The sequence below is a fragment of the Mesorhizobium sp. 2RAF21 genome (assembly GCF_052115345.1).
Classification (GTDB): Bacteria; Pseudomonadota; Alphaproteobacteria; order Rhizobiales; family Rhizobiaceae; genus Mesorhizobium; species Mesorhizobium terrae.
In genome coordinates this window covers 85,038-110,223 of sequence record NZ_JBFRGM010000003.1, presented here as the reverse complement: position 1 = coordinate 110,223, position 25,186 = coordinate 85,038, and the positions used below count along the sequence as shown (strand labels likewise).

Sequence of the window (25,186 nt, the reverse complement as noted above, 5' to 3'; positions counted from 1 at the left end):
TTCCGAAGTCAAAGGGAGGCCTTCTTGCCTTGATCTGATTGGGTGGCCTCGTTGCCACCTGCCCGTCTATCGGGCGCCGTTACACGTACACCTACGCCAGGAACGTGTCAATTAATGCACCGGAGTCAGAAGATGACGGCGGCACGCGCTGTCGCAAGATCGAGATCAGTGAAGACAAACCTTCATTCGCAATGGTCGTACAGCAGAGCGTCGGACGTCGATGCAAACCCATATCCTGCGGGATCGAAGTAATTTCTACATTCTGTTGGAGAGAAGATATCGCTGATGGCCTAACACGGGGCGTTGCTGGTTCTGATGGAGCAGCTATTGACGATCCGAGCGGCAATCTGAACGTCTGGGAATCGAAACCGATACCTTGGCACGGCACGCCTGCATCTGTGATCGGCTCGCCTCACCACTGCAAGGACGTTGACGACATTCAGTCAGCCGAGAGCGTGGTCGTGCGGGCCAGCGCGCTGCCGAAGCCGCTCATCGAAATCGGGAAGCTCACAGACTGCTGCATGTCCGCCGCGACAGCGTTGATTTCCAACGCCTTACCGGCTTTGACCAGGGAGCATGACTGTGTTTCTTGGCTGTCCCAGGTCTTCGTGCATGTGGAAGACCGGATGGCAAAAAGCTGTCCGCCCAAGATTGTGCGGCGTGGGCCGGTTGCGATGGGCGCGGTGCTGCGCAGAGCCTTGGCATACCAATTCTCGATGATTACGCGATGATAGGCATTGCTGATTGGTGTGACGCGGCATCAAATGCGCCCGCGCCAAGCTACGACATTCTGGTCAAACCACGTGGCAGCGTGTTCATGACTTCACAGCCACTTTCGGTGATGAGAAGCTGATCCTCTATCATCAGTGCGCCAAGACCATTGGCGTAAAACGGCGTCTCGAACGCCATAACCATTCCGGGTTCAAGGACAATCTCGCTGTCGGCCGATATGAACGGCCATTCCTCAATCCCAACCGCCGCCCCGACGGAGTGACCGAAATGTCCACGCGAATAGGACTTCAGGCCGTAACGTTGGATCGAAGCCAGCGTTGCGGCATGGATATCGCGCAACATCACGCCCGGCCGGAACATGCCAAGGCCATCCATGAAAGCCTGCTCAAGGCAACTGAAAATACCTGCCGCCAATCGGCTGGGCTCACCAAAAACGTAAGTTCTTGCACTGTCCGAGCAATAGCCGGAGACGATGCACCCGACATCCGCTTTCACGACAGATCCCGGTACCACCTTGGCGTTGCCGTCCCAAGGGTCTACGCCTACGGAAATGTAATCCCACGTATCGACCGCGCCGACACCTGTTGATCGGGCGGTCGTATCCACTCCGGATCGCCAAGCACTCGAAAGGTCGGTCGAGCTATGGCCCGCCGCAATATTTTCGGAAAGGTTCTTCAGCCCGGCTTCGGCTAGGCGGCACGCCGAACGCAGGTTGGCCGTCTCTGCCGGCGATTTCACCAAGCGGAGGCGCCGGATCAGATCTGTTGCATCGACGAAGCGCTGATTTGGCAGGCGCGCTGACAACGAAGCCAGATCGCGGGCGGGCAGAAAATCGAAATCCGCACCGATATTGCTTGCTTGCAGGCCACGTTCCCGCAGTACGTCGTCAAGGAGATCGAATACCCGATTGCGGTCGAAGGTGGCCGGTCGCACCAGGGCCGATGTCGAAGATTGGAAGCTTTCGGCCAGCCCGGCGTCATCCGGAATGTCTCGGTAGTCTGCCATATCGACCCAGGCGGGAAATGTCCTCACATCCTCCAGACGCCTGGACTGCTCTGAGCTTTCCAACTGAAAGTCACTGATGATGGAAGCAATCGGCGCATCGGCGGATGCCGGAACCACGGCGATTGCTCCCCCAGCGCGCCTCCACATTGCCGCGGCCCCCGCGGGGGTCCCGGTCGCGTATCGGAAATTTTCGGGCGAGAAAAGGACGAGGGCCTCAACGCCGGCGGCCGTCATCAATTGTTCGGCTCGCGTCCGGTTCAAATACATGGTCGCCTCGAATGTGGATGAGCCCAAAAAAGGGAAGGCTGCCGCGATGATCTGTCCAGTGCCATGGTCCATCAGCTTGCGCAAGGCGGCGCCGCATTGCTGGGATCGCTACTCGTCAACGAACTTCGCGGACACGAAGCCGACTGGTCTTGACCTCCACGACCGTCCTGTGGACGCACGAATTGAACCTTCGACCGAATTGACGCAGACGGCGATTTCTTCGGTCAGAAGTTCGGCGGGCTGATGGCCCAAATAATAATCGCTTCGCGCGAGCCGGGATTGGAGCCGAGGGCCGCGATGGCCCGGGTTTAACGGCTGTCACCATAGACCGTCCCCTCGCGCAATTCGCGCTCGGCGGCGTATCGATCCAATCCGCAAAGGGGGCTTCAGACCTGATAAGACGTCTCTGGCGTTCCTGGCTGGACGTTACCTCGGACCTTCCGAGCCCAAGCGCAACAGGGTCGCTCGCGCCGATCCACAGTGGATACACGACCGTACGGGGGACCCTCGCACGGCGACGCTTAGGAATTCTAAAGCGGTTCTATTCGGGTCGGAACAAGAACTGTTCTCTGGACAGGCAGTCTTTTTTCAACCAAAGACAACAACAATAGATTTGACGACGTTTCCGCCTTGAGGGCTTCTGCGCATCTGGCGTCGGTGGCGAAGCGGACTGCCTGCACCAATTGCAGCGCTGGCGGGACACGCGACCACATGGTCTTGATGACTTGGCGGCCACCGCGGGTCTTGTGAACAACCTGACCATCAACGCCACGGCGGGATCAACGAAATCCTATCTCGTGAAAATTTAGGTCGGCGTGCTGTGGACTGATGTGGTGAAATACGCCCGCGATGGTTTGGCGGATCCGCAAATGGAAACCTTCGGCTGAATGACGTGTATGGCGTCGCGAACATACTCGCGATTGGAATGGTTTACCGTCTCATAATCGGCAAAGCTTTCATCAATCGCAATGAATGCCTTTGCTTCATAGTTCATCAATCGTGTATCCGGTGCGATCTGCGCTTCGATCGCACGCTCTGCTGCCGCAATGAGAGCCCCGCGACAATCTCCACTTTCTAGGCGCCAACAATCGAATTCCGGACTGCCCTTTATGCGACTTTCGAAGCGCAGAGCATGAACACTTCAACGATGCGGGATCGATTTCGAATTCGCCGCCTAGTCACTTTCGCGCCACGAGTGGCCACTCGAAGGCATAGTCAAGAAGGCTGTATTGGGGCGGTTAGCGGAATGCCCGCTTTCGGGCTAACCGGACCGGAAAGCCGCCTCTAGAATCCAGCTAAAGCCGAACGCCTTGTGCCAAATCCGCCCAAGCACACGCGGCGTCGGTTGTGGCCGGACCTTGCTATGCCAAGGTGCCACAAATCAGGCTGGTCGCGCTTAGCTACACTTGCTCAAAAACAATCGCTCTGGAATTGCAGCCGCAAATTGAGCTAGTATGAGCTTGGCGTTCCTGCGGGATAGCATCCCTTGGATGCCGGGGGAACGAAGGATGGCCGTAGCGCTCGTACTCGTTCTGATTGTCGTAGGCTCGGTCCTGTTCCACGTGCTGAGCCCGTGGTGGTCTACGCCGATAGCCTCCAATTGGGGCTATATCGACAACACCCTTGTCATCACCTTCTGGATCACCGGGACGGTCTTCTCAGCCGTCGTCCTGTTCATGGCCTACTGCATTTTCCGCTTCCGGCACAAGGAAGGACGGGAGGCTGCGTATGAGCCCGAAAGCAGGAAACTTGAATCCTGGCTGACCGTATTCACCGCCATCGGCGTCGCGGCTTTGCTGGCGCCCGGCCTGTTCGTGTGGAGCCAATTCGTCACTGTTCCCAAAGACGCGACCGAGATCGAGGTCTTCGCGCAGCAATGGCAATGGAGCTTCCGCTTGCCCGGCAAGGGCGGCAAGCTCGGCACGACGAACGCACGCTTTATCAGCCCCGACAATGCGCTCGGCATCAACCCGCAGGACCCTGACGGTCAGGACAACATCGTTGTCGTAGGGGCGGATCTGCATCTGCCGGTCGGCAAGCCGGTCAAGGTTTTGCTGCGCTCGATCGATGTCATCCATGATTTCTACATTCCGGAGTTCCGCGCCAAGATGGACATGGTGCCGGGCATGGTCACCTATTTCTGGTTCACGCCGACCAGGACTGGAACGTTCGAGATCCTTTGCTCCCAGCTCTGCGGCGTCGGGCATGCCTTCATGCGTGGCGTCGTGAAGGTCGATACCGAACAGGATTACCAGGCATGGCTGCAGCAGCAGTCGACTTTTGCTCAACTGTCGGCGCCCGCCAAGACGGGCGCACTGACCGTGCCGATAAGGGTGAAGGCCGAGTAGAAAACACATTGCGCGGCGGCGAAGGCGTTGCTTCGCGGGAAGGCTGAAACGAACGAAGAGGTGCAGGATGGTCGACGTCACGCCTCATGGAGCAGGTCTCGTCCCGGCCGCGGAAGTGGCCGAGGCCGAGCTCTATCACCCCCACAGCTGGTGGACGAAATACGTCTTTTCGCAGGACGCCAAGGTCATCGCCATCCAGTACGCCGGCACGGCCACCGCCATCGGCCTTGTCGCGCTGGTGCTATCCTGGCTGATGCGCCTCAAGCTTGGTTTTCCCGAGACGTTCACCGCGATCACGCCTGACATGTACTACCAGTTCATGACCATGCACGGCATGATCATGGTGATTTATCTTCTGACCGCGCTTTTCCTCGGCGGTTTCGGCAACTACCTGATCCCGTTGATGGTCGGCGCGCGCGACATGGTGTTTCCTTATGTCAACATGCTGAGCTACTGGGTGTATCTGCTCGCCGTTCTGGTGTTGGCCAGCAGCTTCTTTGCGCCCGGCGGCCCGACCGGGGCCGGCTGGACGCTCTATCCGCCGCAGGCCATCACCTCGGGCACCCCAGGCGGACAGGATTGGGGCATCATCCTGATGCTTGTTTCGCTGATCCTATTTATCGTCGGATTCACCATGGGCGGCCTGAACTATGTCGTGACCGTGCTCCAGGGCCGCACGCGCGGCATGACGCTGATGCGCCTGCCGCTGACCGTCTGGGGCATTTTCACGGCCACCGTGATGGCACTGCTTGCTTTCCCCGCGCTTTTCGTTGCCTGCGTCATGATGCTGTTCGACCGGCTGATCGGGTCGAGCTTCTTCATGCCGGCGATCGTGGAGATGGGCGCCACCCCGCTCCCGCACAACGGCGGCAGCCCGATCATGTTCCAGCACCTGTTCTGGTTCTTTGGCCATCCCGAGGTCTACATCGTGGCGCTGCCCGCCTTCGGCATCGTCTCCGACCTGATCAGCACCCATGCACGCAAGAACATCTTCGGCTACCGCATGATGGTCTGGGCCATCATCGCCATCGGCGCGCTGAGCTTCGTGGTATGGGCGCATCACATGTATGTCTCAGGCATGCATCCTTATTTCGGCTTCTTCTTCGCCACCACCACGCTGATCATCGCGATCCCCACCGCCATCAAGGTTTACAACTGGGTATTGACGCTGTGGCGCGGCGACATCCATCTGACGACCCCGATGCTGTTTGCGCTGGCGTTCATCGTCACCTTCATCAATGGCGGGTTGAGCGGCCTGTTCCTCGGCAACGTGGTGGTCGACGTGCCGCTGGCGCAGACGATGTTCGTGGTCGCACACTTCCACATGGTGATGGGCGTGGCGCCCGTGCTTGTCGTCTTCGGCGCCATCTATCATTGGTACCCCAAGATCACCGGCCGGATGCTCAACGAAGCGATGGGGCGTTTCCATTTCTGGGTCACCTTCCTCGGCGCCTATCTTATCTTCTTCCCCATGCATTATGTCGGGCTGGTCGGCGTACCGCGGCGTTACCCCGAGATCGGCGATACTGCCTTTGTCCCGCCATCGGTCCATACGCTCAACCAGTTCATCACCATTGCCGCCCTGACCGTCGGCATGGCCCAGATGGTATTCCTCTTCAACCTCATATGGAGCATCCGGCATGGCCGTGAGGCCGGCAACAATCCATGGCGGGCAACGACGCTGGAATGGCAGACTGCGGGCACGCCGCCGCCGCACGGCAATTTCGGCAAGGATTTGCCGGTCGTCTATCGCTGGGCTTACGACTACAGCGTGCCCGGCGCGCCCGAGGACTTCATTGCGCAGAACGATCCGCGCCCGCTGACCCAGGGCGGCAGCACATGAGCGCGGCACTGTTCTTCCTTGCGGCGATAGCCGCGGTGGTCGGCTGGTGGCTGTCGCGACAGAGGCTGATGTCGAAACCGTGGTTGGAGGCCGGGCCGGTAACGGCTTTCCCCGGTACCGAAGCGTCGCTCATGCACCCGGCCAAGATCGGGCTTGGCGTCTTCCTCGCGGTGGTCGGCGCGCTGTTTGCGTTGCTCATCAGCGCCTATTTCATGCGCATGATCTATACCGACTGGCAGCCAGCTCCGGTTCCGGCGATCCTGTGGCCCAACACGGCGATGCTGGCGCTAGCGAGCATGGCGCTTCAAGGCGCGGTGTTCGCTGCGCACAAGGGACAGCTGGAGAATGTGCGACTTGCCCTTCTCGCTGGCGCGCTGGCCTCATTAGCCTTCCTGGGCGGGCAGTTGCTGGCTTGGCGCGACTTCGCCGCCGAGGGCTATTTCGCGACCGGGAACCCGGCCGCCAGCTTCTTCTATTTGCTCACGGCGATGCACGGCCTGCACATCGTTGGCGGACTGGTCGCGCTGAGCCGGGTCAACATCCGGGCATGGCGGAGCGTCAGGCCGGAAAAGCTCGTTTTGTCGACCGAGCTCTGCGCGATGTACTGGCATGTCCTGCTGCTGGTTTGGCTGGTGCTTGTCTCAGTGCTCAACGGCTGGGCGGCCGATCTGATCGATATCTGCCGCGGACTGCTTGCCTAGGGTCTCGCGAGACGCGCGAGGGCTCAGAGGTGCTTGTTCGGACGCTCGATCGTGTCCCAGGACGGGGCAACAGGATCGTGATTGAAGAGGAGTAGCGGATGTCCGAGACCACGCAGGGACATGGCGATCATACCGCTTCGCGACCGCCGGGCCTGCACGGTATCGTCGCCGACTGGTCCTCCGACCAAAGGGCTTTCAAGAATGTCTCTTGGGGGAAGGCCATGATGTGGATCTTCCTGCTCAGCGACACCTTCATCTTCGGCTGTTTCCTGTTGTCCTACATGACCGCCCGCATGTCGACGACGGTGCCTTGGCCCAATCCGAGCGAGGTTTTCGCGCTGCATTTGTTCGGCCAGGATGTTCCGCTGATCCTGATCGCGATCATGACGTTCGTGCTGATATCCTCCAGCGGCACTATGGCGATGGCCGTCAATTTCGGCTATCGGCACGACCGCAGGAAGACCGCGGCTTTCATGCTGCTTACAGCCGCTCTCGGCGCGGCCTTCGTCTGCATGCAGGCCTTCGAATGGACCAAGCTCATCACCGAGGGCGTGCGGCCCTGGGCGAACCCGTGGGGCGCCGTTCAGTTTGGGTCGTCCTTCTTCATGATCACCGGCTTCCATGGCACCCATGTCACGATCGGCGTGATCTTTCTCTTGATCACCGCGCGCAAGGCGTGGCGCGGCGACTTCGAAACCGGCGCGCGGGGATTCTTCACCAGCCGCCGCGGCCAATACGAAAGCGTCGAGATCCTGGGGCTCTACTGGCACTTCGTCGATCTGGTGTGGGTGTTCATCTTTGCATTCTTCTATCTTTGGTGAGGTGGAGCGATGGCACAAGCGGAAGCGCAAGATCACGGGCTGCATGGCAGCGCCGCCGCCCCCGCGCCTGCATCGGTACATGCGGAGGGCCAGCAGCATCCGATCAAGCTTTATCTCGTCGTCTGGGGCTGGCTGTTCGTCCTCAGCGCCGGTTCCTACAGCATCGACTATTTCGGCCTTCAGGGACTTCTCAGATGGGGCCTGATCGTTACATTCATGATGCTCAAGGCCGGGCTGATCGTCGCCGTGTTCATGCATATGGCGTGGGAGCGGCTCGCGCTTGCCTATGCGATCCTGGTGCCCCCACTGCTGATCCTGGTCTTCGTCACGATCATGGCGCTCGAGTCCGACTATACCGAGCTTACACGCGTGCTGTCGTTCGGCATGGGACCGTAGGTGTTTTCGCCGTTTGGCCCGCGCCAGGTCGCGTTCTTCGTTGACAGGAAAAATGATGGGAGGACAATGGCGGCCTCGTTCTCCGATGCGTCACCACCTCCAACCGAAAGGCGCCCACGATGACGATCGCAACAAAACTCAAGGACTATATTGTCGGCAAGGGTATCCACTACGATACCGTTACCCACCACAGGACCGCGACCAGCAGCCAGACGGCGCAGGCAGCGCATGTTCCGGGCCGCCGGCTCGCCAAGTCGGTGCTGGTTCACCATGAGACGGGCTATGCGCTCGCGGTTGTGCCAAGCAACCACCGTATCGAGCTCAACACGCTGCAGGCCGTCGTGGACAGACGGCTCGGCCTCGCTTCGGAAGATGAAGTCAGCCAATTGTTCAGCGACTGCGACATTGGCGCGGTGCCACCGGTAGGTGCCGCCTACGACGTGCCGGTCATTCTTGACGAAAGCTTCGATGTGGACACAGACGTCTACTTCGAAGCCGGAGACCACAAGACGCTGGTGCACGTCAATGCCGATGACTTCCGTTCCCTGTTGCAAGGTGCGCGGGTCGCCCGCTTCAGCCATCTGGCACACTGAAAACCCGATGCCCGCGCCGTCATGATGAGAGACGACTTCCTAGGCTGGCTTGCCCGCTCTCGACGGCGGCGGCTCCACCACCTTGCGGTATAGATGCCAGGTGGAATGACCGAGAATTGGCAGCACGACCGCCAATCCCGCGAATACAAGCAGCGAGCCGATGATCAGCCCAATGGCGACGATCAGTCCCCAGACGGCCATAACGATCGGGTTGGCGAGGACGACGCGCACCGATGTGTGTATGGCCTCGTAGGCGCCGACGTCGCGATCAAGCAGCAGCGGGAAAGCGACCACGGTCGTGCACAACACGGCCACGGCAAATGCGAACCCTATGGCGTGACCGAGCACGATCAGCGTCCAGCCGCGGCCTGTGGCGAATATCTCGGCGATAAAGCTGGACAGTGACGCCGGCGGCTCGGGGCCGAACAGGTGCTCGTAGAAAACCTTGGCTGTCAAAAGCCACGTGATGAAGATCGCGAACAGCATGATCCCGACCGCCGCGATGGAAGGCAGCGCCGGAGAGTGCCTGATCTCGAAGGCGTGGCGCCAGGATGAATCGAGCCCGGCTTCCCGCCTTCGGCTGATCTCGTAGAGACCGATCGCCGCGAACGGACCGATCAGCGCAAAGCCGGACAACAGCGGAAACAGCAGCGGCAGTGCGTTTTCTCCCGATGTCCAGGTGGCAAGTACCACGCCGACGAGGGGATAGATCATGCACAAAAACACGATATGCGAGGGCTTGACCATGAAGTCGTCGATACCGCGCCTGAGCGCATCAAAAAGGTCGGAAACGCGGATTTTTCTGACTTTGGTGTGCACCAGCGTTTCGCTGGCGCCTGCAATCACGTGAAAGCTTGCCATGGCCGTTCCTCCAAATCAGGTCCGGCAAGGTCTCGGGTTTCGCAGGGCTACCGCTCAGCATGGCTGGCCACGCAAACCGCGACCTCAACCCATGACCAACATACTCCTTCGTGCCCTTTTTGTCCCGCTTTCGTCGGAAGGCGTGATCGCTGCCGAAGCGACGCGCTGGCTCCACAGGCCTTTCTTCGGTATTCTGATACGCCGCCGTTCGCCCTCTTGGGCGTCAAGGACGCTGTACCACTTAGATTGGTGCCTGACCCTTTTAGAAGATCGCTCCCGATTTCTGGGATCATGCGCCCCGGTCGAAGGTGAAGGTCATGGACAATCAGACGCTTCTCATACTCGGCCTTGGCATCATTATTCTGCTGCTGTTGGGGTTTTGTGCCCTGCCGTCGTGACGGCAAGGACGCGACACTCTCAACCGTGAAGTTGCCGGCTGACCATCGTCTTTCGGGATGAGCATGCAGCCATCGAGGAGCCTGGATCGCTCCCCACTTACTTGGAAACCTGTTTCAGGCAGGCGATGACGTTGGTTATGTCCTGATCGTCCTTGAGACCGGGAAATGTCATCTTGGTTCCCTTGACCATGGCCCGGGGGTCGTGAAGATACGTCGTCAAGGTCGGCTCATCCCATTTGACGCCGGATTTTCCGGCCGCGACCATCGCAGCCGAATAGGCGAAGTTGGGATGCGTGCCGGCGGTGCGCCCAATGACGCCGTGCAGCGACGGGCCGATCAGGTTCCTATCCTGGTCGGCGATATGGCAGACTTTGCATTTTGTGAACACTTTTTCACCTGCGGCGGCGTCCTGCGCCTGCGCGGGGTGGCTGACAAACGTCGCGATGGACAAGACCGCAAGAAGCGCTATCACGCGCATGGCATTGCTCCCTGATTATCACCGCACGTCAGACAATCCGCGCCATACCAGCCCTGCTGGAGCGCCCTGCATGGTAGAGCGGAATATCCCCGTCTCCTCAGTGGAATTGCGGCACCTACATACCACAGGGCCACGCCGGTGGGTAGAAAAAGCCAGTCCTTGCGAAGGTCTAGGCCGCGTGCTGACGAGTGACCGCGGCGAGACGCGGAAGCGGAATGACGGCCTCGAGGCCGGAATGCCTCACACTGGAATTCAGGCGTCCCCCACGCATCCAATTGAACTTATCCCAGGCGGACATCGCAACTGGCTCGTCGGAAACATCAGGAGACCAGCGCACCAATCACCGAGACGCAATCGCCGGCCTTGACCAAGCCGGGGAAATGGCGCGCGGCCAGCAGGCCCGACATTCTGGCCCTGATCTCTTGCGGGGTCTGACCGGTGCGGCCCAAGGAATGGATGCGCGCCACCACCTGGCTATCCTCGACTGGCTCACCGAGGTCGACCATGGTCTCGATCATGCCGTCATCTTCGGCGAAGGCGAAGCAATCATCCGAGGGCATATCCAGCCACTGGGTTCTGCGCTTCTCGACCACACCATCGACGATGCCAGCGTGGCGAAGCACGTTGAGGATGCCACGGCGGGCGATGCGCACGGTTTCCGCCCGCGACGTCCCGCCGCCGCCAAGCTCGGTGGTGACGAAGACCTTGCCCATCTCCTCGGCCGCGGTGTCGTACATGCCGACCGCATCGATCTCGGTCATGCGCATCGAGAACGGCGCCGAGAAGGCCTCGACCGCTGCAAAGGCCTTCGCTTCCTGCGCCTTGTCCGCCAGCATGTGCGCGGCACAGAACGGCACGAAGTCCAGCGTTCGGCCGCCGGAGTGGAAGTCAAACACGATGTCCGCGCGGGGGAGCAGCTCGCGCTGGAAATAGTCCGCGATCTTCTCGGTCACCGTGCCGTGGGGCCGGCCGGGGAAAGAGCGGTTCATGTTGCCCTTGTCGATCGGCGAGGTACGCGTGCCGGCGCGGAAGGCCGGATAGTTCATCGCCGGCACGATGATGACCGTGCCGGAAACTTTTTTCGGGTCGAGCGCGCGGGCGAGTTCATAGAGTGCCAGCGGCCCCTCATACTCGTCGCCATGATTGCCGCCGGTGAGCAGCGCCGTCGAGCCTTTGCCGTTGCGGATAACGCAGACCGGGATCATCACGGAACCCCAGGCGGAATCGTCGCGGCTGTAAGGCAGGCGCAGGAAACCGTGCTGGACGCCGTCGCGCTCGAAGTCGACGGTCGCCGTGATCGGCGACGGACGCAGTGCTGACATCGGCCTCAGTCCTTCACGAAGAGCTTGCGCGGCACATTGGCCAGGCATTCGACGCCGGTGTCGGTGATCAGGATCGATTCGGTGATCTCCAGCCCCATCGTCTCCAACCAAAGACCGGTCATGAAATGGAAAGTCATGCCGGGTTTGAGTTCGGTGCGGTCGCCGGGGCGCAGGCTCATCGTGCGCTCGCCCCAGTCCGGCGGATAGGACAGACCGATCGAGTAGCCGGTGCGGTTGTCCTTGACGATGCCGTATTTCTTGAGCACCGCGAAGAAAGCATTGGCGATGTCTTCGCAGGCATTGCCGGGCTTGGCGGCGGCAAGGCCGGCCTCCATGCCCTCCAGCGTCGCCTTTTCTGCATCGAGGAAGGCCTGCGTCGGCTTGCCGAGGAAGACGGTGCGCGACAGCGGACAGTGGTAGCGGTTGTAGCAGCCGGCGATCTCGAAGAACGTGCCCTCGTTCACCTGCATCGGCTTGTCGTCCCAGGTCAGATGCGGCGCCGAGGCATCTGCGCCCGACGGCAGCAGCGGCACGATCGCCGGATAGTCACCGCCGATGTCGTCGATGCCGCGCGTGCCGGCATCGTAGATTTCGGCGACCAGATCGCATTTGCGCATGCCGACCTCGATCTTGTCGACGATGCGCTGGTGCATGGCTTCGACGATGCGGGCGGCCTTGCGCATGTAGTCGATCTCGGTCGGGCTCTTCACGGCGCGCTGCCAGTTCACCAGCGCGGTGGCATCGGCAAAGCGAGCATTGGGCAGGTGCTTCTGCAGGGCAGCGAAGGCAGCAGCCGAGAACCAGTAATTGTCCATCTCGACGCCGACGGTGAGCTTGTCCCAACCGCGCTCGGCAAGCACAGTGGCGAGATAGTCCATCGGATGGCGCTCGGTCGACTGCACATAATGATCGGCGTAACCGACGATGTTGTCGTGGGCGAGATAGGCGGTGCGCTTGGCACCGTTGGCATCCTGGCCACGACCATACCAGACCGGTTCGCCCGAAGGCGGCACGATGACGGCCTGATGCACATAGAAGGACCAGCCGTCGTATCCCGTTAGCCAGGCCATGTTGGAGGGATCGCTGATGATCAGAAGATCGACGCCCCTCACCTCCATGGCCTTGCGCGTCTTGGCGAGGCGATCGGCAAATTCGCTCCGCGAGAATTTCAGGTTCGGCTGCATCGTTCTTGGTCCTCGTTTGTTGGGCCTGGAGCCTGTTTCAACTCCGTTGAATCCGGCTCGTCGTCAGTTTGGTGTTCGAGCGCGATCTTTTCGGAAAACCGGCTCCCACTTTTTCGGATCACGCTTTGGCCAGGCATCAGCTCTCAAAAATGGTTCCGGCATTGGCCGCCCGCGCGCGGTCGCGGGTGAGCGTAGCGATCGCGGTGTCCTGCACGCCGGTACCGGTGAGGTCGGCGATGGTGATGTCGCTTGCCGAGCGGCGGCCGGGCTTTTCTCCAGCTATGATTTGGCCGAGTTCGGTGACCTCGGCGTCGGCGGCAAAGACTGCCGCCTCGATGGCATGATGAAGCTCGCCCAGACGCCGCGTCTGCTTAGCGTAGTCGGCGACATAGAGATCGGCCATGCCAAGGATTGTCGGCGCGATCTCGTTCTTGTGCTCGGCATCCGAACCCATGGCGGTGATGTGTTGTCCGACCGAGACGAAACCGGCCTTGATCAGCGGCTCGGTCGACGGCGTGGTGGTGACGATGACGTCAGCCCCGGCCGCCGCCTTTGCCGCGTCCGGTTCCGCACGCACCAGAATGCCGAGCTTGTCGCGCAAGTAGGCTGCGGTCGCCTCGGCCTTGGCGGCGTCGCGCGCCCAGATGCGCGCTTCCTCGATAGGCCTGACGAGACGCAACGCTTCAAGCTGCAATCGAGCCTGCATGCCGGCGCCGAAGATCGCCGCGACCTTCGAGTCAGCACGCGACAGATGCCTGGCCGCGACCGCTCCAGCGGCCGCCGTGCGGATATCGGTAAGATAGCCATTGTCGAGCAGCAGCGCCTCGATCAGGCCTGTCCTTGCCGAAAGTAAAATCATCATCCCGTTGACGCTGGGCAGGCCAAGCTTCGGATTGTCGAAGAAACCGGGGCTGATCTTGATCGCGAAACCGTCGATGCCCGGCACATAGGCCGTCTTCACGTCGACTTCGCCGCGCTGCTCGGGCATGTCGAGCCTGAGAATCGGTGGCATCGCCACTGGCAGCGTGGCCAAGGAGCGGAAAGCGTTCTCGATACCGGCGACAGTGTCGAGATCGAGCGTCACGATCTTGCGCAGTTCTGCTTCGGTGAGAATGGTCATGCGGCTCATGCGGCGCGCTCCCTCAATGCAGGTGCCTCGCCGCAGACGATGCGGCGGTGCAGATCCATGTCGATGTTGCGGCCGGAGAGGATAAGCACAGTCGGCCCGCTCACCCCGACTTTGCCGGCAAGCAGCGCCGCTATGCCAACGGCGCCGGCACCCTCGACGATCTCGCGTTCCTGTTCGTAGGCATGGCGGATACCGGCGGCGATCTCGTCTTCGGAAAGCAGGACAACGTCGTCGAGCAGGGCGCGGCACATGGCAAAGGTCAGCCGGTTGTCGAGTCCGATGCCGCCGCCGAGCGAGTCTGCCAGCGTCGGCAGTTCCTCGACCTGCACGGGCCGGCCAGCATCGAGGCTCGCTTTCATCGCCGCGCCGCACACCATCGAGATGCCTATTATTTTCGTACTCGGACTGACGCCTTTGATCGCCGCGGCGACACCCGCCGCCAGCCCGCCGCCGGAGAGCGGCACCAGCACGGCCGCAGCGTCCGACACCTGCTCCATGATTTCCAGCCCGAGCGTGCCCTGCCCGGCGATGATATCGGGGTGGTCGAAAGGCGGCAGCATGACGAGCCCTTCCTCCGCCACCAGCCTGTCGACTTCCTGCTGGGCGTCGTCCTGACTATTGCCGACAATGCGGACATCCGCGCCGAGCCGGCGGATGGCGTCGAGCTTGTTGTCGGGCACCAGCCTCGACATGCAGATCACCGCGCGCATGCCTTCGAGCTTGGCGGCATGCGCAAGTGCGCGGCCGTGATTGCCGGTCGAGGCCGCCACGACGCCGCGCGATCTCTCCTGCGGATTCAAGGCGGCAATTGCGTTGGACGCGCCGCGCAGCTTGAACGCGCCGGTGGTCTGATGATTCTCCAGCTTCAGATGAACCGGACCACCGGTACAATCCGAAAGGCTTTGCGATACCACACAGCGTGTCCGCTCGACCTTGCCGGCAATACGCTCGCGCGCGGCGCGAATATGCTGAAGCTCAACCGTCATTTCGATCACGCGGCCAGCGGCTTGGTCATCAGCCGGCCGAACTCCGGCCGTGGCGTGTCGTCGCCGCACAGCCGAAGGCAGTTCCAGGCGCTGGCCTGGTTGCTGGTGACGACCGGTCGGCCGATCGCCTCTTCCATGCCCGGAACAGCGAGCGCGGCGCGCAGCGCGGTGCACGAGACGAAGAGCGCGTCAGCCTGGGGATGCATTGCCTTTCGCGCGAGCTCGACAAGCGAAACTGGTGTGATGCGCGCCATCTCGCGGTCGTCCTCGAAACCGAGGCACGTGAAGCTCTGGATGTCGAAGCCATGCGCCGCGAAATAGGCGGCCATCGGCTGGCTGGTCTCGACCGTATAAGGGGTCAGGATGCTGACCCGCTGCGTGCCAAGGGCGTTGAGGCCGCGCATGCCAGCCATCGGTGGCGTCACCACCGGAATACCGGGCTTTGCCGCCTGGATCGCCGCTTCGATCTCGGCATCGCCGATCACCACGGAAGCAGACGTGCAGGAATAGCAGACGGCGTCGAGTGGCTCGTCGGGCAGGATCAGCGCTGAGCCCGCCGAAAGCGAAGGCTGCATCTTGCGCAAATTCTCCGGTGTCGTCGGATTGGCATAGGGAATACGCGCGACGTAGACGCCGATGCGCTCGCTCGCCACCATGCGGCGAAAGTCCACCTCGCTGGTGTGGTCGGTGGCCAGAGCGATCAGGCCAACGCGCTTTTCCAGCGGACGTTTGTCGAGCGCGGGGCGCGTCGTTTCGAGGCGAATCTCGGGCAACGGTTTCATGGCTTTCATCTTTCGATCCGGCCGTAGCGATGCTCCAGCCAGCGCAGCAGCATGACCGAGCAGAGGCTGATGACGAGGAAGAAGGCGCCGACCAGCGTTATCGGCTCGATGTAGCGGTAGTAGGTATTGGCGACGCTCTTGGCCTGGTTCATCAGTTCCAGAACGGTGATCGCTGAAAGCAGCGGCGTTTCCTTGAACATGGCGATGAAATAGTTGGCCAAGGCCGGGATCATCGGCGGGATCGCTTGTGGCAGGATGATGTGCGTCCAGGTGTGACGGCCGCTGAGATTGCAGGCCTTGGCCGCTTCCCATTGGCCGCGCGGCACGTTGTCGATGCCGGCGCGGTAGACCTCGGCCGTATAGGTGCCGTAGTGCAGGCCAAGGCCGATGACGCCTGCCACCAGCGGCGGCAACAGGATGCCGATGTCGGGCAGCACGTAGAAGATGAAATAGAGCTGCACCAGAAGCGGCGTGCCGCGGATGAACTCGGCAAACCAGCCGACACCGAGCGAGACGAGCCGGTTCGACGAGCGCCGCGCCAACGCTATCCCAAGCCCCACGATCGCGGCCAGGATCGAGCCCAGGACCGTCGCCAGAATGGTGATCTTCACCCCCTGGAGCAGCACCGGCATGATCTGCCGGACGAAATCCCAATCCCAATCCATTTACTTGGCCCAATCCATCAGACGCGCACTCCGTCGAGGCCACGCGCCATGCGGCGCTCCAGCGTGCGCACACCCCAGGAGATGATCAGCGCGAGAGAGAAATAGATGACCATCGCGGACAGGAACGGCGTCAACGTGCTGCCGGTCTGCGAGCGCACCACCTGCGCCTGGAAAGTGAGGTCTGCGAGCGAGATAAGCGACACGACCGATGTTGCCTTGAGCAACTCGATTGCGTTGTTGCCGAAGGTCGGCAGCATGACGAGCAGTGCCTGCGGCAGGATGACATGGCGCATGCCTTGCCAACGGCCGAGGTTGAGCGCCGTGCAGGCTTCGTATTGCTCGCGACCGACGGACAGAATGGCGCCGCGCACCACCTCCGCCCCGTAAGCGCCGACATTGAGCCCCAGCGCCAGTACGCCGGCTTGCAGCGGCGTCAACGACAAGCCGGCAAAGGGCAGCACGAAATAGGCCCAGAACAACTGCACGAAGATCGAGGTGCCGCGGAAGAATTCGATATAGGTCGTGGCAATGGCCCGCACGACGAAGAAGCGCGACAGGCGGCCCATGCCGGCAAGGAAGGCCATGATCAGCGCAAGCACCGACCCCATCAGCGTCAGCTCGATGGTGACAAGCGCCCCTTGCAATATCAGGCCGAAATAGCCGGGCCACTGGGTCATGAATTAGAGGTTTCCAACGTTTGCTCTTGGCCCGTCTTCCCGTCCAGGGGAGACAAGCCGGTTCCCCCTCCGTAGCTGCAGCGCAACTGCGGAGGACGGGCAGATGATGGGCAACGCGAACTTGCAAAAGTTTGGCACCGCCCCTCACCCGCCCCTTCGGGCCACCCTCTCCCCGCGAGCAGGGAGAAGGAAGGAAGGAGCTACTTCGCCGTGCAGAGCTTCTCACGCGTCGTCGACATCGCGGCCGCTGCCGAGAAGCCGTAGGGTTCGATGATCTTGGCGAACTCGCCGGACTTCTTCATCTTGGCGAGTTCGACGTCATAGGCATCGCGCAACGCCTCGTCGCCTTTCTTGAACGCGGCGCCGTCGCAGTAGACTGGAGCACCGACCACCGGCGCGATCACTTCGAGGTTCGGATCGCTAGCCTTCTTGAGCAGGTCGTTGATCGACAGCACGGGCAGCGAATAGGCGTCGATACGGCCGTCCTGCACCATCTTCAGGCCGCTCTGGCCATCCGGCACGACGATGACGCGATCGCGCGGCACGCCGGCGTTGAGCGCCAGCTTCTCTTCGGTGCCACCACCCGGCGCGCCGACAGTCGCCGAGGTATCCTTGGCGATGTCCTCGTAGCTCTTAAAACCCTTCGGGTTGCCCTTCTTCACCAGCAGCGCCTCTGCATCGCACAGCACCGGTTCGGAATAGACGACGGCCGCGCAACGCTCCGGCTTCATGAACAGGCCGGCGGTGACCACGTCGAAGCGGCCGGCCTGGAGGCCTGGGATCATCGCGCCATATTCGGAGATCGAGGCTACGACATCGGCGACGCCCAGCCGTTTGAAGATCTCGCGCGCCACATCAGGCGCCGCGCCCGAAACCTTGCCGTCGGCGGCCACCGCCGTATAGGGCGGCTCATTGGCGATGGCGAGGCGGGCAAAGCCCTGCGACTTCAATTTCTCGAGCTTGCTGTCATCCGCCGAACCGGCGCTCGTGGAGGCGAGCATGGCGGTCAGTGCGAGGCCGGCGACACCAGCCAGAATGCCAAGTTTCTTCATTGTTCCCAACTCCTTGTTTCTGTTTTTGGCATGCTTGGTTCGGGACGGCCGTTGGCCGTCCGTGGACAACTACGTCGCCCGTTTGCATTGCGGTCAGATACGATGTCCTGCTGCGATGATCTTCTTCAGGAAACTCTGCGTTCTCTCCTGTTTGGGATGGCGGAAAATCTCGTCGGGCTTGCCTTCCTCGACGATCCGGCCACGGTCGAAGAACAGCACGCGGTCGGCGAAGTCGTGGGCGAAGCCCATCTCGTGGGTGACGAGAAGCATCGTCATATCGGTTTCGGCGGCGAGCTTGCGCATGACGTTGAGCACCTCCTCGACCAGTTCCGGGTCGAGCGCTGAGGTGACCTCGTCGAACAGCATGATCTTGGGCGACAGCGCCAGCGCCCGCGCAATCGCCACGCGCTGCTTCTGGCCGCCGGAAAGCTGCGCCGGCATCGCCTTCGCCTTGTCGGCAAGGCCAACCATATCGAGCAGTTCCATCGCCCGCTTCTCGGCGGCGGCGCGCGCAACGCCCTTGGTCAGCATCGGTGCCAGGGTGACGTTGTCCATGACACATTTGTGCGGAAACAGATTGAAGAGCTGGAAGACCATGCCGATCTTCTGGCGCATTTTTGCCAGATGCCGCTCGTTGGCCGGCAGCAGCTGCCCGTTGCGCTCCATGTGGTAGAGCTGCTCGCCGTCGACCTCGATGTGGCCGCCGTCGATCTTCTCCAGCGTCATCAGGATGCGCAGGATCGTCGTCTTGCCGGAGCCGGACGGGCCGATCAGCGCCAGTTTCTCGCCGGGCATGACCTGCATCGACAGGCCGTCTAGCACCTTGAAGGCACCGAAGCTCTTCGAAATCGCGTCAACCTTGATAGTGGGCGTGGGCAATCTGTTTTCCCCATTCTGGAGAATGCTATGCCCTTAACGATGCGAAACACACCAAATCATGTCAATTGGGAAAATAATATCATGACAATATTTTCCGATGCGGCACAATTTCAGGGTAATCTGCGCTCTGCTTTTGCATCAGATGGCGAGCAGCAAATGCTCCGGATCGCCACGCAAAAGCTTGGCAACAACGCCGAGGCCTGCGCGCAGTTCCCCCTCGGTGGTCGATCCGAGTGAGATGCGTACGGCCGGACGCCACGGCGTGTCGGCGATGCGGAACGAAGTACCCGGTGCGATCGCCACGCCGCGTAAGCGCGCCTGCGACACAAAGCTCTCCTCCGCATGGTCGCCCGGCAACTCGAGCCACAGATGCAGCCCGTCGCGATGGGCGCGATACTCGACCCCCGCCAGCATTTCAGCCGCTATCTCCTGGCGCTGCCTCAATGCCCCACGCTGCCAATTGACCAGCTCCAGCGCCGTGCCGTCGCTCACCCAACGAGTTGCGATCTCCGCCACCATCGGCGTCGCCATCCAGTTAGAGACAAGGTGACGGTTGGCGACGGCCGCGACATAGCGGTCGGGCACGGCGAGGTAGCCGATGCGCAGGCCGGGCACGGTAATCTTGGTGAAGGAGGTGACGAAAAGCGTGCGTTCGGGCGCGAAGGCCGCGACCGCGGGCGGCCGACCTTCGACCAACGGCCCGAGCACATCGTTCTCGATGATGGCGATGTCGTGCTTGCGGGCAACGGCCGCGATCTGCTCGCGACGCGTAGCATCCATCAACGTCGCCGTCGGATTGATGACCGAAGGCTGCACGAAAACGCCGCGAATGTCGGAGAGGCGGCAGGCCTCGTCGAGCGCCTCGGGGATCAGCCCATTGCCGTCGATCGGCAGGCCTTCAAGGTTGAAGCCGAGATAGCGGGCAAGCGGGATCAGCGTGTGGTGGCCTATCGCCTCCGTGGCGACGGTAGAGCCAGGCGGCGCCACGCTCATCAGCGCCACCGTCATGCCGGCGGTGGCGCCGTTGGTGAGGCTAATGTTCTGGGGCGAGGCCTCAAGGCCGCAGAGCTTTAGCCAGTCGACCGCGACCGCGCGGTGGCGCGGAAACACCATGTTCGGCCGGAACGACAGCGCCGAACTCGCCGGCAAATTCTCGGCCAGCCAACCCAGCGCCTGCTTCAGCTTCTCCAGATGCATCGGCTCGCAGACCGGCTTCAGGATGGAAAGGTCGATGACTTCGCCCAGGCGCTCCGGGATGTAGGGCGGTTCGGGCTCGCGGTGTTGCGTCTGCACGAAACTGCCGCGGCCGACTTCGCCGGAAATCAGCCCTCGGCGGATCAATTCCTCATAGGCGCGACTGACGGTCTGCACGGAAAGTTTCAGATCGTCGGCAAGGTGGCGATGCGTCGGCAATTGCGCGCCATTGGCGAGCCGTCCGTCATGGATGGCGCGCGCGATCTGGTCGGCCAGCGAGAGATAGGCCGGACGGCGGATGAGAGCTGGATCTGGTTGCCACAATGTCATGACTTAATAGAGATCGAAATCAGTGCAATTGACAATCGAAATGTTGCGCCCTCATGGTGGCGCGAACGAAAGGCGGAACCCCGCATGGCGGTATCGAAACTTGACCCGATCGACCTCAGGATTCTCGACGCCATCCAGCGCGACGGGCGCATCACCAAGCTGGCGCTCGCGGAGAAGGTCGGTCTGTCGCCGACGCCGTGCTGGATGCGGCTGCGCAAGCTGGAGAAAGCCGGCATCGTGACCGGCTACCACGCTTCCGTGGCCATGCGCGCTATCGCGCCAGTGGCGACGGTGCTGATGGAGGTCACCCTGGCCAATCATCGCCAGGCGGACTTCGACCGTTTCGAACGCGTCGTGCGCGATGTTCCAGAAATCGTCGCCTGCTGGTCGGTCGGCGGCGGCGTTGACTACGTGCTGAAAGTCATGGCGCGCGACATCGATGCCTATCAGCGGCTGGTCGACAGCCTGCTCGAACGCGAGATCGGAATCGATCGCTACTTCACCTACATCGTCACCAAGACGGTCAAGGACGAGACCGTGCTGCCGGTGACCGACCTGCTGCCGTAACAGGGCTGGCAGGCGGAGAGATTGTCTACCGCTCGACACCAATAGAGAGAATCTCTCTACCGACAGGCGTCGAAACAGTCTCACTCTTTGCCCGGCACGGCTGATGCTTCGGCATCGAATGGAGACGCCGATGTCCGCGCATTTCGCTCGCCCGCACCGCCACGAAGCACTCGACCGGCTTGCCGATCGCCGCTTGCTACGCGATCTCGGCTATGTCGACGGCCACTGGACCGCGGGCGAAGCGGCCGCGAGTTTCGAGGTCACGGATCCGGCGACAGGCTCCACCGTGGCCTTCGTCGCAGCGCTTGACGCAGGGCAGACGACGGAAGCAGTCGACGCGGCCACCCGTGCCCTGCCCGCGTGGCGCACGGCGCTGCCGCAGGAGCGCGCCAAAATCCTGCGAAAATGGTTCAACCTGATCATCGCCGCAAAGGACGATCTGGCACTGCTGATGACGCTGGAACAGGGCAAGCCGCTGAAGGAGGCGCTTGGCGAGATCGACTATGCCGCGTCCTTCGTCGAGTGGTACGCTGAAGAAGCCAAGCGTCTCAATACCGAGAGCGTCACCAGCCATCTGCCGAATGCTCAGATGACGGTACACCGCGAACCGCTCGGCGTTGTCGGCATCGTCACGCCATGGAATTTCCCGTCGGCCATGCTCACCCGCAAGGCCGCCGCCGCTTTAGCCGCCGGCTGCACGGTGGTGGCGCATCCGTCCTCCGAAACGCCGCTCTCGGCGCTCGCTCTGGCCGAACTCGGCGAACGCGCCGGGCTGCCGGCGGGTGTTTTCAACGTCGTGATCGGCGACGCCCGCACGATTGTCAGCGCGATGTGTACCGATGCAAGGGTGCGCGCCATGAGCTTTACCGGCTCGACCGAAGTCGGCCGGCTGATCGCCGCGCAGAGCGCGCCAACGATGAAACGGCTGGTCATGGAACTCGGCGGCCATGCACCGCTGATCGTCTTCGACGACGCCGATATCGAGAAGGCGGTGGCGATTGCGCTCGACGCCAAATTCGCCACATCTGGCCAGGATTGCCTCGCCGCCAATCGCATCTATGTGCAGCGCCCGATCTACGACCGCTTTTGCGCCGCTTTTGCCCGCCGCGTCGAACAGCTTCGCACCGGCAACGGGCTCTCCGGCGATGTCGAGATCGGGCCGCTAATGCATGAACGTGCCGTCAAGAAGCTGGAAGAGCAGGTCGCCGACGCAATCGCTCGAGGCGCGCGCTGCCTGACCGGTGGCAAGCGCCATGCGGCGGGCCTGCTGTTTTACCAGCCGACGCTGTTGGTCGATGTCCCCGACGAGGCGCTGATCATGAAGGAGGAAACCTTCGGTCCGGTCGCCGCGGTGACGCTGTTCGACGATGAGGCGGAGGTTGTCGCTCGCGCCAACGCCAGCGAATATGGCCTCGTCGCCTATGTCGTGACCGAGAACGGCGCCCGGCAGGCGCGCCTGGGCCGCGCCCTGGAATACGGCATGGTTGCCATCAACCGTGTCAAGATCACCGGTGCGCCGATCCCCTTCGGCGGCGTCAAGCAGTCCGGCATCGGCCGCGAAGGCTCGCGCCACGGCCTCGAAGCCTTCACCGATCTCAAATACCTTTGCTTGGACATGACCTAAGGCCATTCCGGAAATTTCAGGAGTCAAAAAATGCTCGAACAGTCCAACGAACTCTCAGCCTGGGATCGCGACCACTTCTTCCATCCTTCGACGCATATGGGCACGCATGCGCGCGGCGAGTCGCCGGCGCGCATCATGGCCGGCGGCGAAGGCGTGACCGTTTGGGACAACACCGGCAAGAAGAGCATCGACGCCTTTGCCGGCCTCTATTGCGTCAATGTCGGCTACGGCCGCCAGAAGATCGCCGACGCCATAGCGAACCAAGCCAGGAACCTCGCCTATTACCACGCCTATGTCGGGCACGGCACCGAGGCATCGATCACCTTGGCCAAGATGATCATCGACCGCGCGCCGAAAGGCATGTCGAGGGTCTATTTCGGCCTCTCCGGTTCCGACGCCAATGAGACCAACATCAAGCTGATCTGGTACTACAACAACGTTCTGGGACGCCCCGAAAAGAAAAAGATCATCTCGCGCTGGCGCGGCTATCACGGCTCCGGCGTGATGACGGGATCGCTGACCGGCCTTGAGTTGTTCCACAACGCTTTCGACCTGCCGCGGGCGCCGATCCTGCACACCGAGGCACCGTATTATTTCCGTCGCGCCGACCGTTCGATGAGCGAGGAGCAGTTCTCGCAACATTGCGCCGACAAGCTGGAGGAGATGATCCTCGCCGAAGGCCCGGACACGGTCGCAGCCTTCATCGGCGAACCGATCCTCGGCACCGGCGGCATCGTGCCGCCGCCGGCCGGCTATTGGGAAAAGATCCAGGCCGTGCTGACCAAATATGACGTGCTGCTCATCGCCGACGAGGTGGTGACCGGCTTCGGCCGTCTCGGCACCATGTTCGGTTCCGACCACTACGGCATCAAGCCGGACCTGATCACCATCGCCAAGGGCCTGACCTCGGCTTATGCGCCGCTCTCCGGCGTGATCGTCGCCGACAAGGTCTGGCGGGTGCTGGTCAACGGTTCCGACAGGCTCGGTTCGCTGGGCCATGGCTGGACCTATTCGGCACATCCTATCTGCGTTGCCGCAGGCGTGGCCAATCTCGAACTGATCGATGAGATGGACCTAGCGCGGAATGCCAGCGAGACCGGTGCCTATTTTCGTGCCGAACTTGCCAAGGCCGTTGGCGGCCACAAACACGTCGGCGAGGTGCGCGGCGACGGCATGCTGGCAGCAGTGGAGTTCGTCAAGGATCGCGACGACCACGTCCTCTTCGACCCGGCGCTCAAGGTCGGACCGCAGATTGCCACGGCGCTTGCGGCCAATGGCGTCATCGGCCGCGCCATGCCGCAAGGTGACATCCTCGGCTTCGCTCCGCCACTCTGCCTGACACGCGAGGAGGCCGACACCATCGTCGCCAGGACCGCCGACGCGGTGAACAGCGTCTTCGCCAACATCTGAGAAGCGACATGACCGCCGTGCCCCGAACCATCCCCGCCACGATGGCCACAGTGCAACTTACTGGCCATGGCGGCCTGGAAAAGCTCGTCTACCGCACGGATGTAAAGGTGCCGGCACCGGCTGCAGGCGAGGTGCTGGTCAAGGTCAGCGTCTGTGGCATGAACAACCCCGACGCCCGGATGCGCCAGGGCGCCTATGGCACGGAGGAAGATGCCTGGGCGGTCTTGACCTGGCGCCGGCAAGGCAACACGCTGACCTTCCCGCGCATCCAGGGTACCGACATGGTGCGCACACCGTCGGCAAGGGCAAGGAGCAAGCGGTGCTCGGCATTGGCGCCGAGAGGGTGATCACGCGCGGCGTCACTGATCTGCCGGCCGCCGTCGATGAGGCGACTGGAGGCCCGCCGATCGACGTGGTTGCCGATCTTGTTGGCGGTGTCATCTTCAACAACCTGCTGCGCATCCTGCGCGCTGAAGGACGCTACACAACGGTAGGCGCTATTGTCGGTCCGGTCGTGCAACTCGACCTACGCACCGTGTATCTGAAGCAGTTGCAGTTGCTCGACTCGAGCCAAGGCACGCGAGCGGATTTCCGTCCCATCGTTCGCTATGTCGGGGCAAAGAACATCAAGCCTCTGGCCGGAGGGGTCTACAAGCTATCAGACTTCCACCGTGTCCAGACTGACTTCATGGCCAAGGGCTTTGTCGGCAAGCTTGTGGTGGCGCCGGACGCGATATGGGGCGATAGCTGAGGTCATTGACCTAGCGCGGCCAAGTCCTGCCGAGAGCAGCTGAATTAATTCTTAGTGGTGAAGCCCTACCACAACCGACATAATGTCTCACACCATCGCCACCTTCAGCGTGGCCGCCATTTATGTCCGTTTCTGGTTGCCGATAGCCCGGCGGAACGTCCGACGCGATGGCGCTTAGCTGCCATCGAACA

Annotated in this window: 23 protein-coding genes and 2 pseudogenes; 11 read left to right on the top strand and 14 right to left on the bottom strand. The window is 61.9% G+C overall.

The window, feature by feature from the left end:
* Positions 1-38 precede the first annotated feature (38 nt).
* The gene (locus AB4136_RS05740) at positions 39-731 is read left to right on the top strand and encodes a hypothetical protein (protein WP_244431129.1); all 693 of its coding nucleotides are present in this window, start codon (positions 39-41) and stop codon (positions 729-731) included.
* Between the two features lie 49 nt (positions 732-780).
* Here the strand turns inward: AB4136_RS05740 and AB4136_RS05735 are convergent, their stop codons facing one another.
* The gene (locus AB4136_RS05735) at positions 781-2,088 is read right to left on the bottom strand and encodes a M24 family metallopeptidase (RefSeq protein WP_137901234.1); all 1,308 of its coding nucleotides are present in this window, start codon (positions 2,086-2,088) and stop codon (positions 781-783) included.
* Between the two features lie 504 nt (positions 2,089-2,592).
* Positions 2,593-3,076 (bottom strand): annotated as a pseudogene (locus tag AB4136_RS05730) (transposase); the annotation flags it as partial.
* A gap of 436 nt (positions 3,077-3,512) precedes the next feature.
* Between AB4136_RS05730 and AB4136_RS05725 the strand changes: the two are divergent.
* The 6 genes from AB4136_RS05725 to AB4136_RS05700 all read left to right on the top strand — a co-directional run bounded on the left by AB4136_RS05725 (position 3,513) and on the right by AB4136_RS05700 (position 8,706).
* Positions 3,513-4,352, top strand: a complete 840-nt coding sequence (locus AB4136_RS05725; RefSeq protein WP_024925628.1) for a cytochrome c oxidase subunit II — start codon at positions 3,513-3,515, stop codon at positions 4,350-4,352.
* Positions 4,353-4,419: 67 nt separating this feature from the next.
* Complete coding sequence (locus AB4136_RS05720) at positions 4,420-6,195, top strand: cbb3-type cytochrome c oxidase subunit I (RefSeq protein WP_024925629.1); 1,776 nt, start codon at positions 4,420-4,422, stop codon at positions 6,193-6,195.
* A complete protein-coding gene (locus AB4136_RS05715) occupies positions 6,192-6,896 on the top strand; it encodes a cytochrome c oxidase subunit 3 (RefSeq protein ID WP_024925630.1) in 705 nt (234 codons plus the stop codon). The genes AB4136_RS05720 and AB4136_RS05715 overlap by 4 nt, the downstream gene beginning before the upstream one ends.
* Positions 6,897-6,994: 98 nt before the next feature.
* Positions 6,995-7,717: a heme-copper oxidase subunit III family protein gene (locus AB4136_RS05710; protein WP_024925631.1), complete on the top strand. Its 723-nt coding sequence runs from the start codon at positions 6,995-6,997 to the stop codon at positions 7,715-7,717.
* A 9-nt stretch (positions 7,718-7,726) separates the two neighbouring features.
* Positions 7,727-8,113, top strand: coding sequence for a cytochrome C oxidase subunit IV family protein (locus AB4136_RS05705; protein WP_024925632.1), 387 nt, complete (start codon positions 7,727-7,729; stop codon positions 8,111-8,113).
* Between the two features lie 119 nt (positions 8,114-8,232).
* Positions 8,233-8,706 carry an aminoacyl-tRNA deacylase gene (locus AB4136_RS05700; RefSeq protein ID WP_024925633.1) on the top strand — a complete coding sequence of 158 codons (474 nt, stop codon included), beginning with the start codon at positions 8,233-8,235 and terminating at the stop codon, positions 8,704-8,706.
* 39 nt (positions 8,707-8,745) lie between these two features.
* On the opposite strand, the gene AB4136_RS05695 is transcribed toward AB4136_RS05700, so the two are convergent.
* From AB4136_RS05695 to ehuR, 12 genes are all read right to left on the bottom strand, one after another.
* Positions 8,746-9,567, bottom strand: coding sequence for a DUF2189 domain-containing protein (locus tag AB4136_RS05695; protein ID WP_024925634.1), 822 nt, complete (start codon positions 9,565-9,567; stop codon positions 8,746-8,748).
* Positions 9,568-10,062: 495 nt separating this feature from the next.
* A complete protein-coding gene (locus AB4136_RS05690) occupies positions 10,063-10,443 on the bottom strand; it encodes a c-type cytochrome (protein ID WP_137901235.1) in 381 nt (126 codons plus the stop codon).
* Positions 10,444-10,763: 320 nt separating this feature from the next.
* Positions 10,764-11,765, bottom strand: a complete 1,002-nt coding sequence (gene doeB / locus AB4136_RS05685; RefSeq protein ID WP_024925636.1) for a N(2)-acetyl-L-2,4-diaminobutanoate deacetylase DoeB — start codon at positions 11,763-11,765, stop codon at positions 10,764-10,766.
* Positions 11,766-11,770: 5 nt separating this feature from the next.
* A complete protein-coding gene (gene doeA, locus AB4136_RS05680; protein WP_024925637.1) occupies positions 11,771-12,949 on the bottom strand; it encodes an ectoine hydrolase DoeA in 1,179 nt (392 codons plus the stop codon).
* A 136-nt stretch (positions 12,950-13,085) separates the two neighbouring features.
* Positions 13,086-14,078: a cyclodeaminase gene (locus AB4136_RS05675; RefSeq protein WP_024925638.1), complete on the bottom strand. Its 993-nt coding sequence runs from the start codon at positions 14,076-14,078 to the stop codon at positions 13,086-13,088.
* Positions 14,075-15,064: a hydroxyectoine utilization dehydratase EutB gene (gene eutB, locus AB4136_RS05670; protein WP_036254473.1), complete on the bottom strand. Its 990-nt coding sequence runs from the start codon at positions 15,062-15,064 to the stop codon at positions 14,075-14,077. Before eutB ends, AB4136_RS05675 begins: the two co-directional genes overlap by 4 nt.
* A gap of 5 nt (positions 15,065-15,069) precedes the next feature.
* Entirely contained in the window at positions 15,070-15,846 is a 777-nt protein-coding gene (gene eutA, locus AB4136_RS05665) for an ectoine utilization protein EutA (protein WP_024925640.1), read from the bottom strand.
* 5 nt (positions 15,847-15,851) lie between these two features.
* On the bottom strand, positions 15,852-16,511 hold the full coding sequence (gene ehuD, locus AB4136_RS05660) for an ectoine/hydroxyectoine ABC transporter permease subunit EhuD (protein WP_024925641.1): 660 nt from the start codon (positions 16,509-16,511) through the stop codon (positions 15,852-15,854).
* 17 nt (positions 16,512-16,528) lie between these two features.
* The gene (gene ehuC, locus AB4136_RS05655; protein WP_024925642.1) at positions 16,529-17,188 is read right to left on the bottom strand and encodes an ectoine/hydroxyectoine ABC transporter permease subunit EhuC; all 660 of its coding nucleotides are present in this window, start codon (positions 17,186-17,188) and stop codon (positions 16,529-16,531) included.
* A 200-nt stretch (positions 17,189-17,388) separates the two neighbouring features.
* Entirely contained in the window at positions 17,389-18,240 is an 852-nt protein-coding gene (gene ehuB, locus AB4136_RS05650; RefSeq protein ID WP_137901236.1) for an ectoine/hydroxyectoine ABC transporter substrate-binding protein EhuB, read from the bottom strand.
* A gap of 93 nt (positions 18,241-18,333) precedes the next feature.
* Entirely contained in the window at positions 18,334-19,119 is a 786-nt protein-coding gene (ehuA, locus tag AB4136_RS05645) for an ectoine/hydroxyectoine ABC transporter ATP-binding protein EhuA (protein WP_024925644.1), read from the bottom strand.
* Between the two features lie 138 nt (positions 19,120-19,257).
* A complete protein-coding gene (ehuR, locus tag AB4136_RS05640) occupies positions 19,258-20,643 on the bottom strand; it encodes a MocR-like ectoine utilization transcription factor EhuR (protein ID WP_024925645.1) in 1,386 nt (461 codons plus the stop codon).
* Positions 20,644-20,727: 84 nt separating this feature from the next.
* On the opposite strand from ehuR, the gene AB4136_RS05635 reads away from it, so the two are divergent.
* The 4 genes and pseudogenes from AB4136_RS05635 to AB4136_RS05620 all read left to right on the top strand — a co-directional run bounded on the left by AB4136_RS05635 (position 20,728) and on the right by AB4136_RS05620 (position 24,995).
* Positions 20,728-21,210 (top strand): Lrp/AsnC family transcriptional regulator, encoded by a 483-nt coding sequence (locus AB4136_RS05635; protein WP_036254440.1) that lies wholly within the window; start codon positions 20,728-20,730, stop codon positions 21,208-21,210.
* Between the two features lie 130 nt (positions 21,211-21,340).
* Positions 21,341-22,834: an NAD-dependent succinate-semialdehyde dehydrogenase gene (locus AB4136_RS05630; RefSeq protein ID WP_024925646.1), complete on the top strand. Its 1,494-nt coding sequence runs from the start codon at positions 21,341-21,343 to the stop codon at positions 22,832-22,834.
* A gap of 30 nt (positions 22,835-22,864) precedes the next feature.
* Complete coding sequence (locus AB4136_RS05625; RefSeq protein ID WP_024925647.1) at positions 22,865-24,244, top strand: aspartate aminotransferase family protein; 1,380 nt, start codon at positions 22,865-22,867, stop codon at positions 24,242-24,244.
* An 8-nt stretch (positions 24,245-24,252) separates the two neighbouring features.
* Positions 24,253-24,995, top strand: a pseudogene (locus AB4136_RS05620) (zinc-binding dehydrogenase).
* Positions 24,996-25,186: the final 191 nt, after the last annotated feature.

Excerpts from the sequence above, each read along its gene's own strand:
- AB4136_RS05725 (WP_024925628.1), top strand. The coding sequence starts at position 3,513 with ATGGCCGTAGCGCTCGTACTCGTTCTGATTGTCGTAGGCTCGGTCCTG.
- AB4136_RS05720 (WP_024925629.1), top strand. The coding sequence starts at position 4,420 with ATGGTCGACGTCACGCCTCATGGAGCAGGTCTCGTCCCGGCCGCGGAA.
- AB4136_RS05715 (WP_024925630.1), top strand. The coding sequence starts at position 6,192 with ATGAGCGCGGCACTGTTCTTCCTTGCGGCGATAGCCGCGGTGGTCGGC.
- AB4136_RS05710 (WP_024925631.1), top strand. The coding sequence starts at position 6,995 with ATGTCCGAGACCACGCAGGGACATGGCGATCATACCGCTTCGCGACCG.
- AB4136_RS05705 (WP_024925632.1), top strand. The coding sequence starts at position 7,727 with ATGGCACAAGCGGAAGCGCAAGATCACGGGCTGCATGGCAGCGCCGCC.
- AB4136_RS05700 (WP_024925633.1), top strand. The coding sequence starts at position 8,233 with ATGACGATCGCAACAAAACTCAAGGACTATATTGTCGGCAAGGGTATC.
- AB4136_RS05695 (WP_024925634.1), bottom strand. The coding sequence starts at position 9,567 with ATGGCAAGCTTTCACGTGATTGCAGGCGCCAGCGAAACGCTGGTGCAC.
- AB4136_RS05690 (WP_137901235.1), bottom strand. The coding sequence starts at position 10,443 with ATGCGCGTGATAGCGCTTCTTGCGGTCTTGTCCATCGCGACGTTTGTC.
- doeB (WP_024925636.1), bottom strand. The coding sequence starts at position 11,765 with ATGTCAGCACTGCGTCCGTCGCCGATCACGGCGACCGTCGACTTCGAG.
- doeA (WP_024925637.1), bottom strand. The coding sequence starts at position 12,949 with ATGCAGCCGAACCTGAAATTCTCGCGGAGCGAATTTGCCGATCGCCTC.
- AB4136_RS05675 (WP_024925638.1), bottom strand. The coding sequence starts at position 14,078 with ATGAGCCGCATGACCATTCTCACCGAAGCAGAACTGCGCAAGATCGTG.
- eutB (WP_036254473.1), bottom strand. The coding sequence starts at position 15,064 with ATGACGGTTGAGCTTCAGCATATTCGCGCCGCGCGCGAGCGTATTGCC.
- eutA (WP_024925640.1), bottom strand. The coding sequence starts at position 15,846 with ATGAAACCGTTGCCCGAGATTCGCCTCGAAACGACGCGCCCCGCGCTC.
- ehuD (WP_024925641.1), bottom strand. The coding sequence starts at position 16,511 with ATGGATTGGGATTGGGATTTCGTCCGGCAGATCATGCCGGTGCTGCTC.
- ehuC (WP_024925642.1), bottom strand. The coding sequence starts at position 17,188 with ATGACCCAGTGGCCCGGCTATTTCGGCCTGATATTGCAAGGGGCGCTT.
- ehuB (WP_137901236.1), bottom strand. The coding sequence starts at position 18,240 with ATGAAGAAACTTGGCATTCTGGCTGGTGTCGCCGGCCTCGCACTGACC.
- ehuR (WP_024925645.1), bottom strand. The coding sequence starts at position 20,643 with ATGACATTGTGGCAACCAGATCCAGCTCTCATCCGCCGTCCGGCCTAT.
- AB4136_RS05635 (WP_036254440.1), top strand. The coding sequence starts at position 20,728 with ATGGCGGTATCGAAACTTGACCCGATCGACCTCAGGATTCTCGACGCC.
- AB4136_RS05630 (WP_024925646.1), top strand. The coding sequence starts at position 21,341 with ATGTCCGCGCATTTCGCTCGCCCGCACCGCCACGAAGCACTCGACCGG.
- AB4136_RS05625 (WP_024925647.1), top strand. The coding sequence starts at position 22,865 with ATGCTCGAACAGTCCAACGAACTCTCAGCCTGGGATCGCGACCACTTC.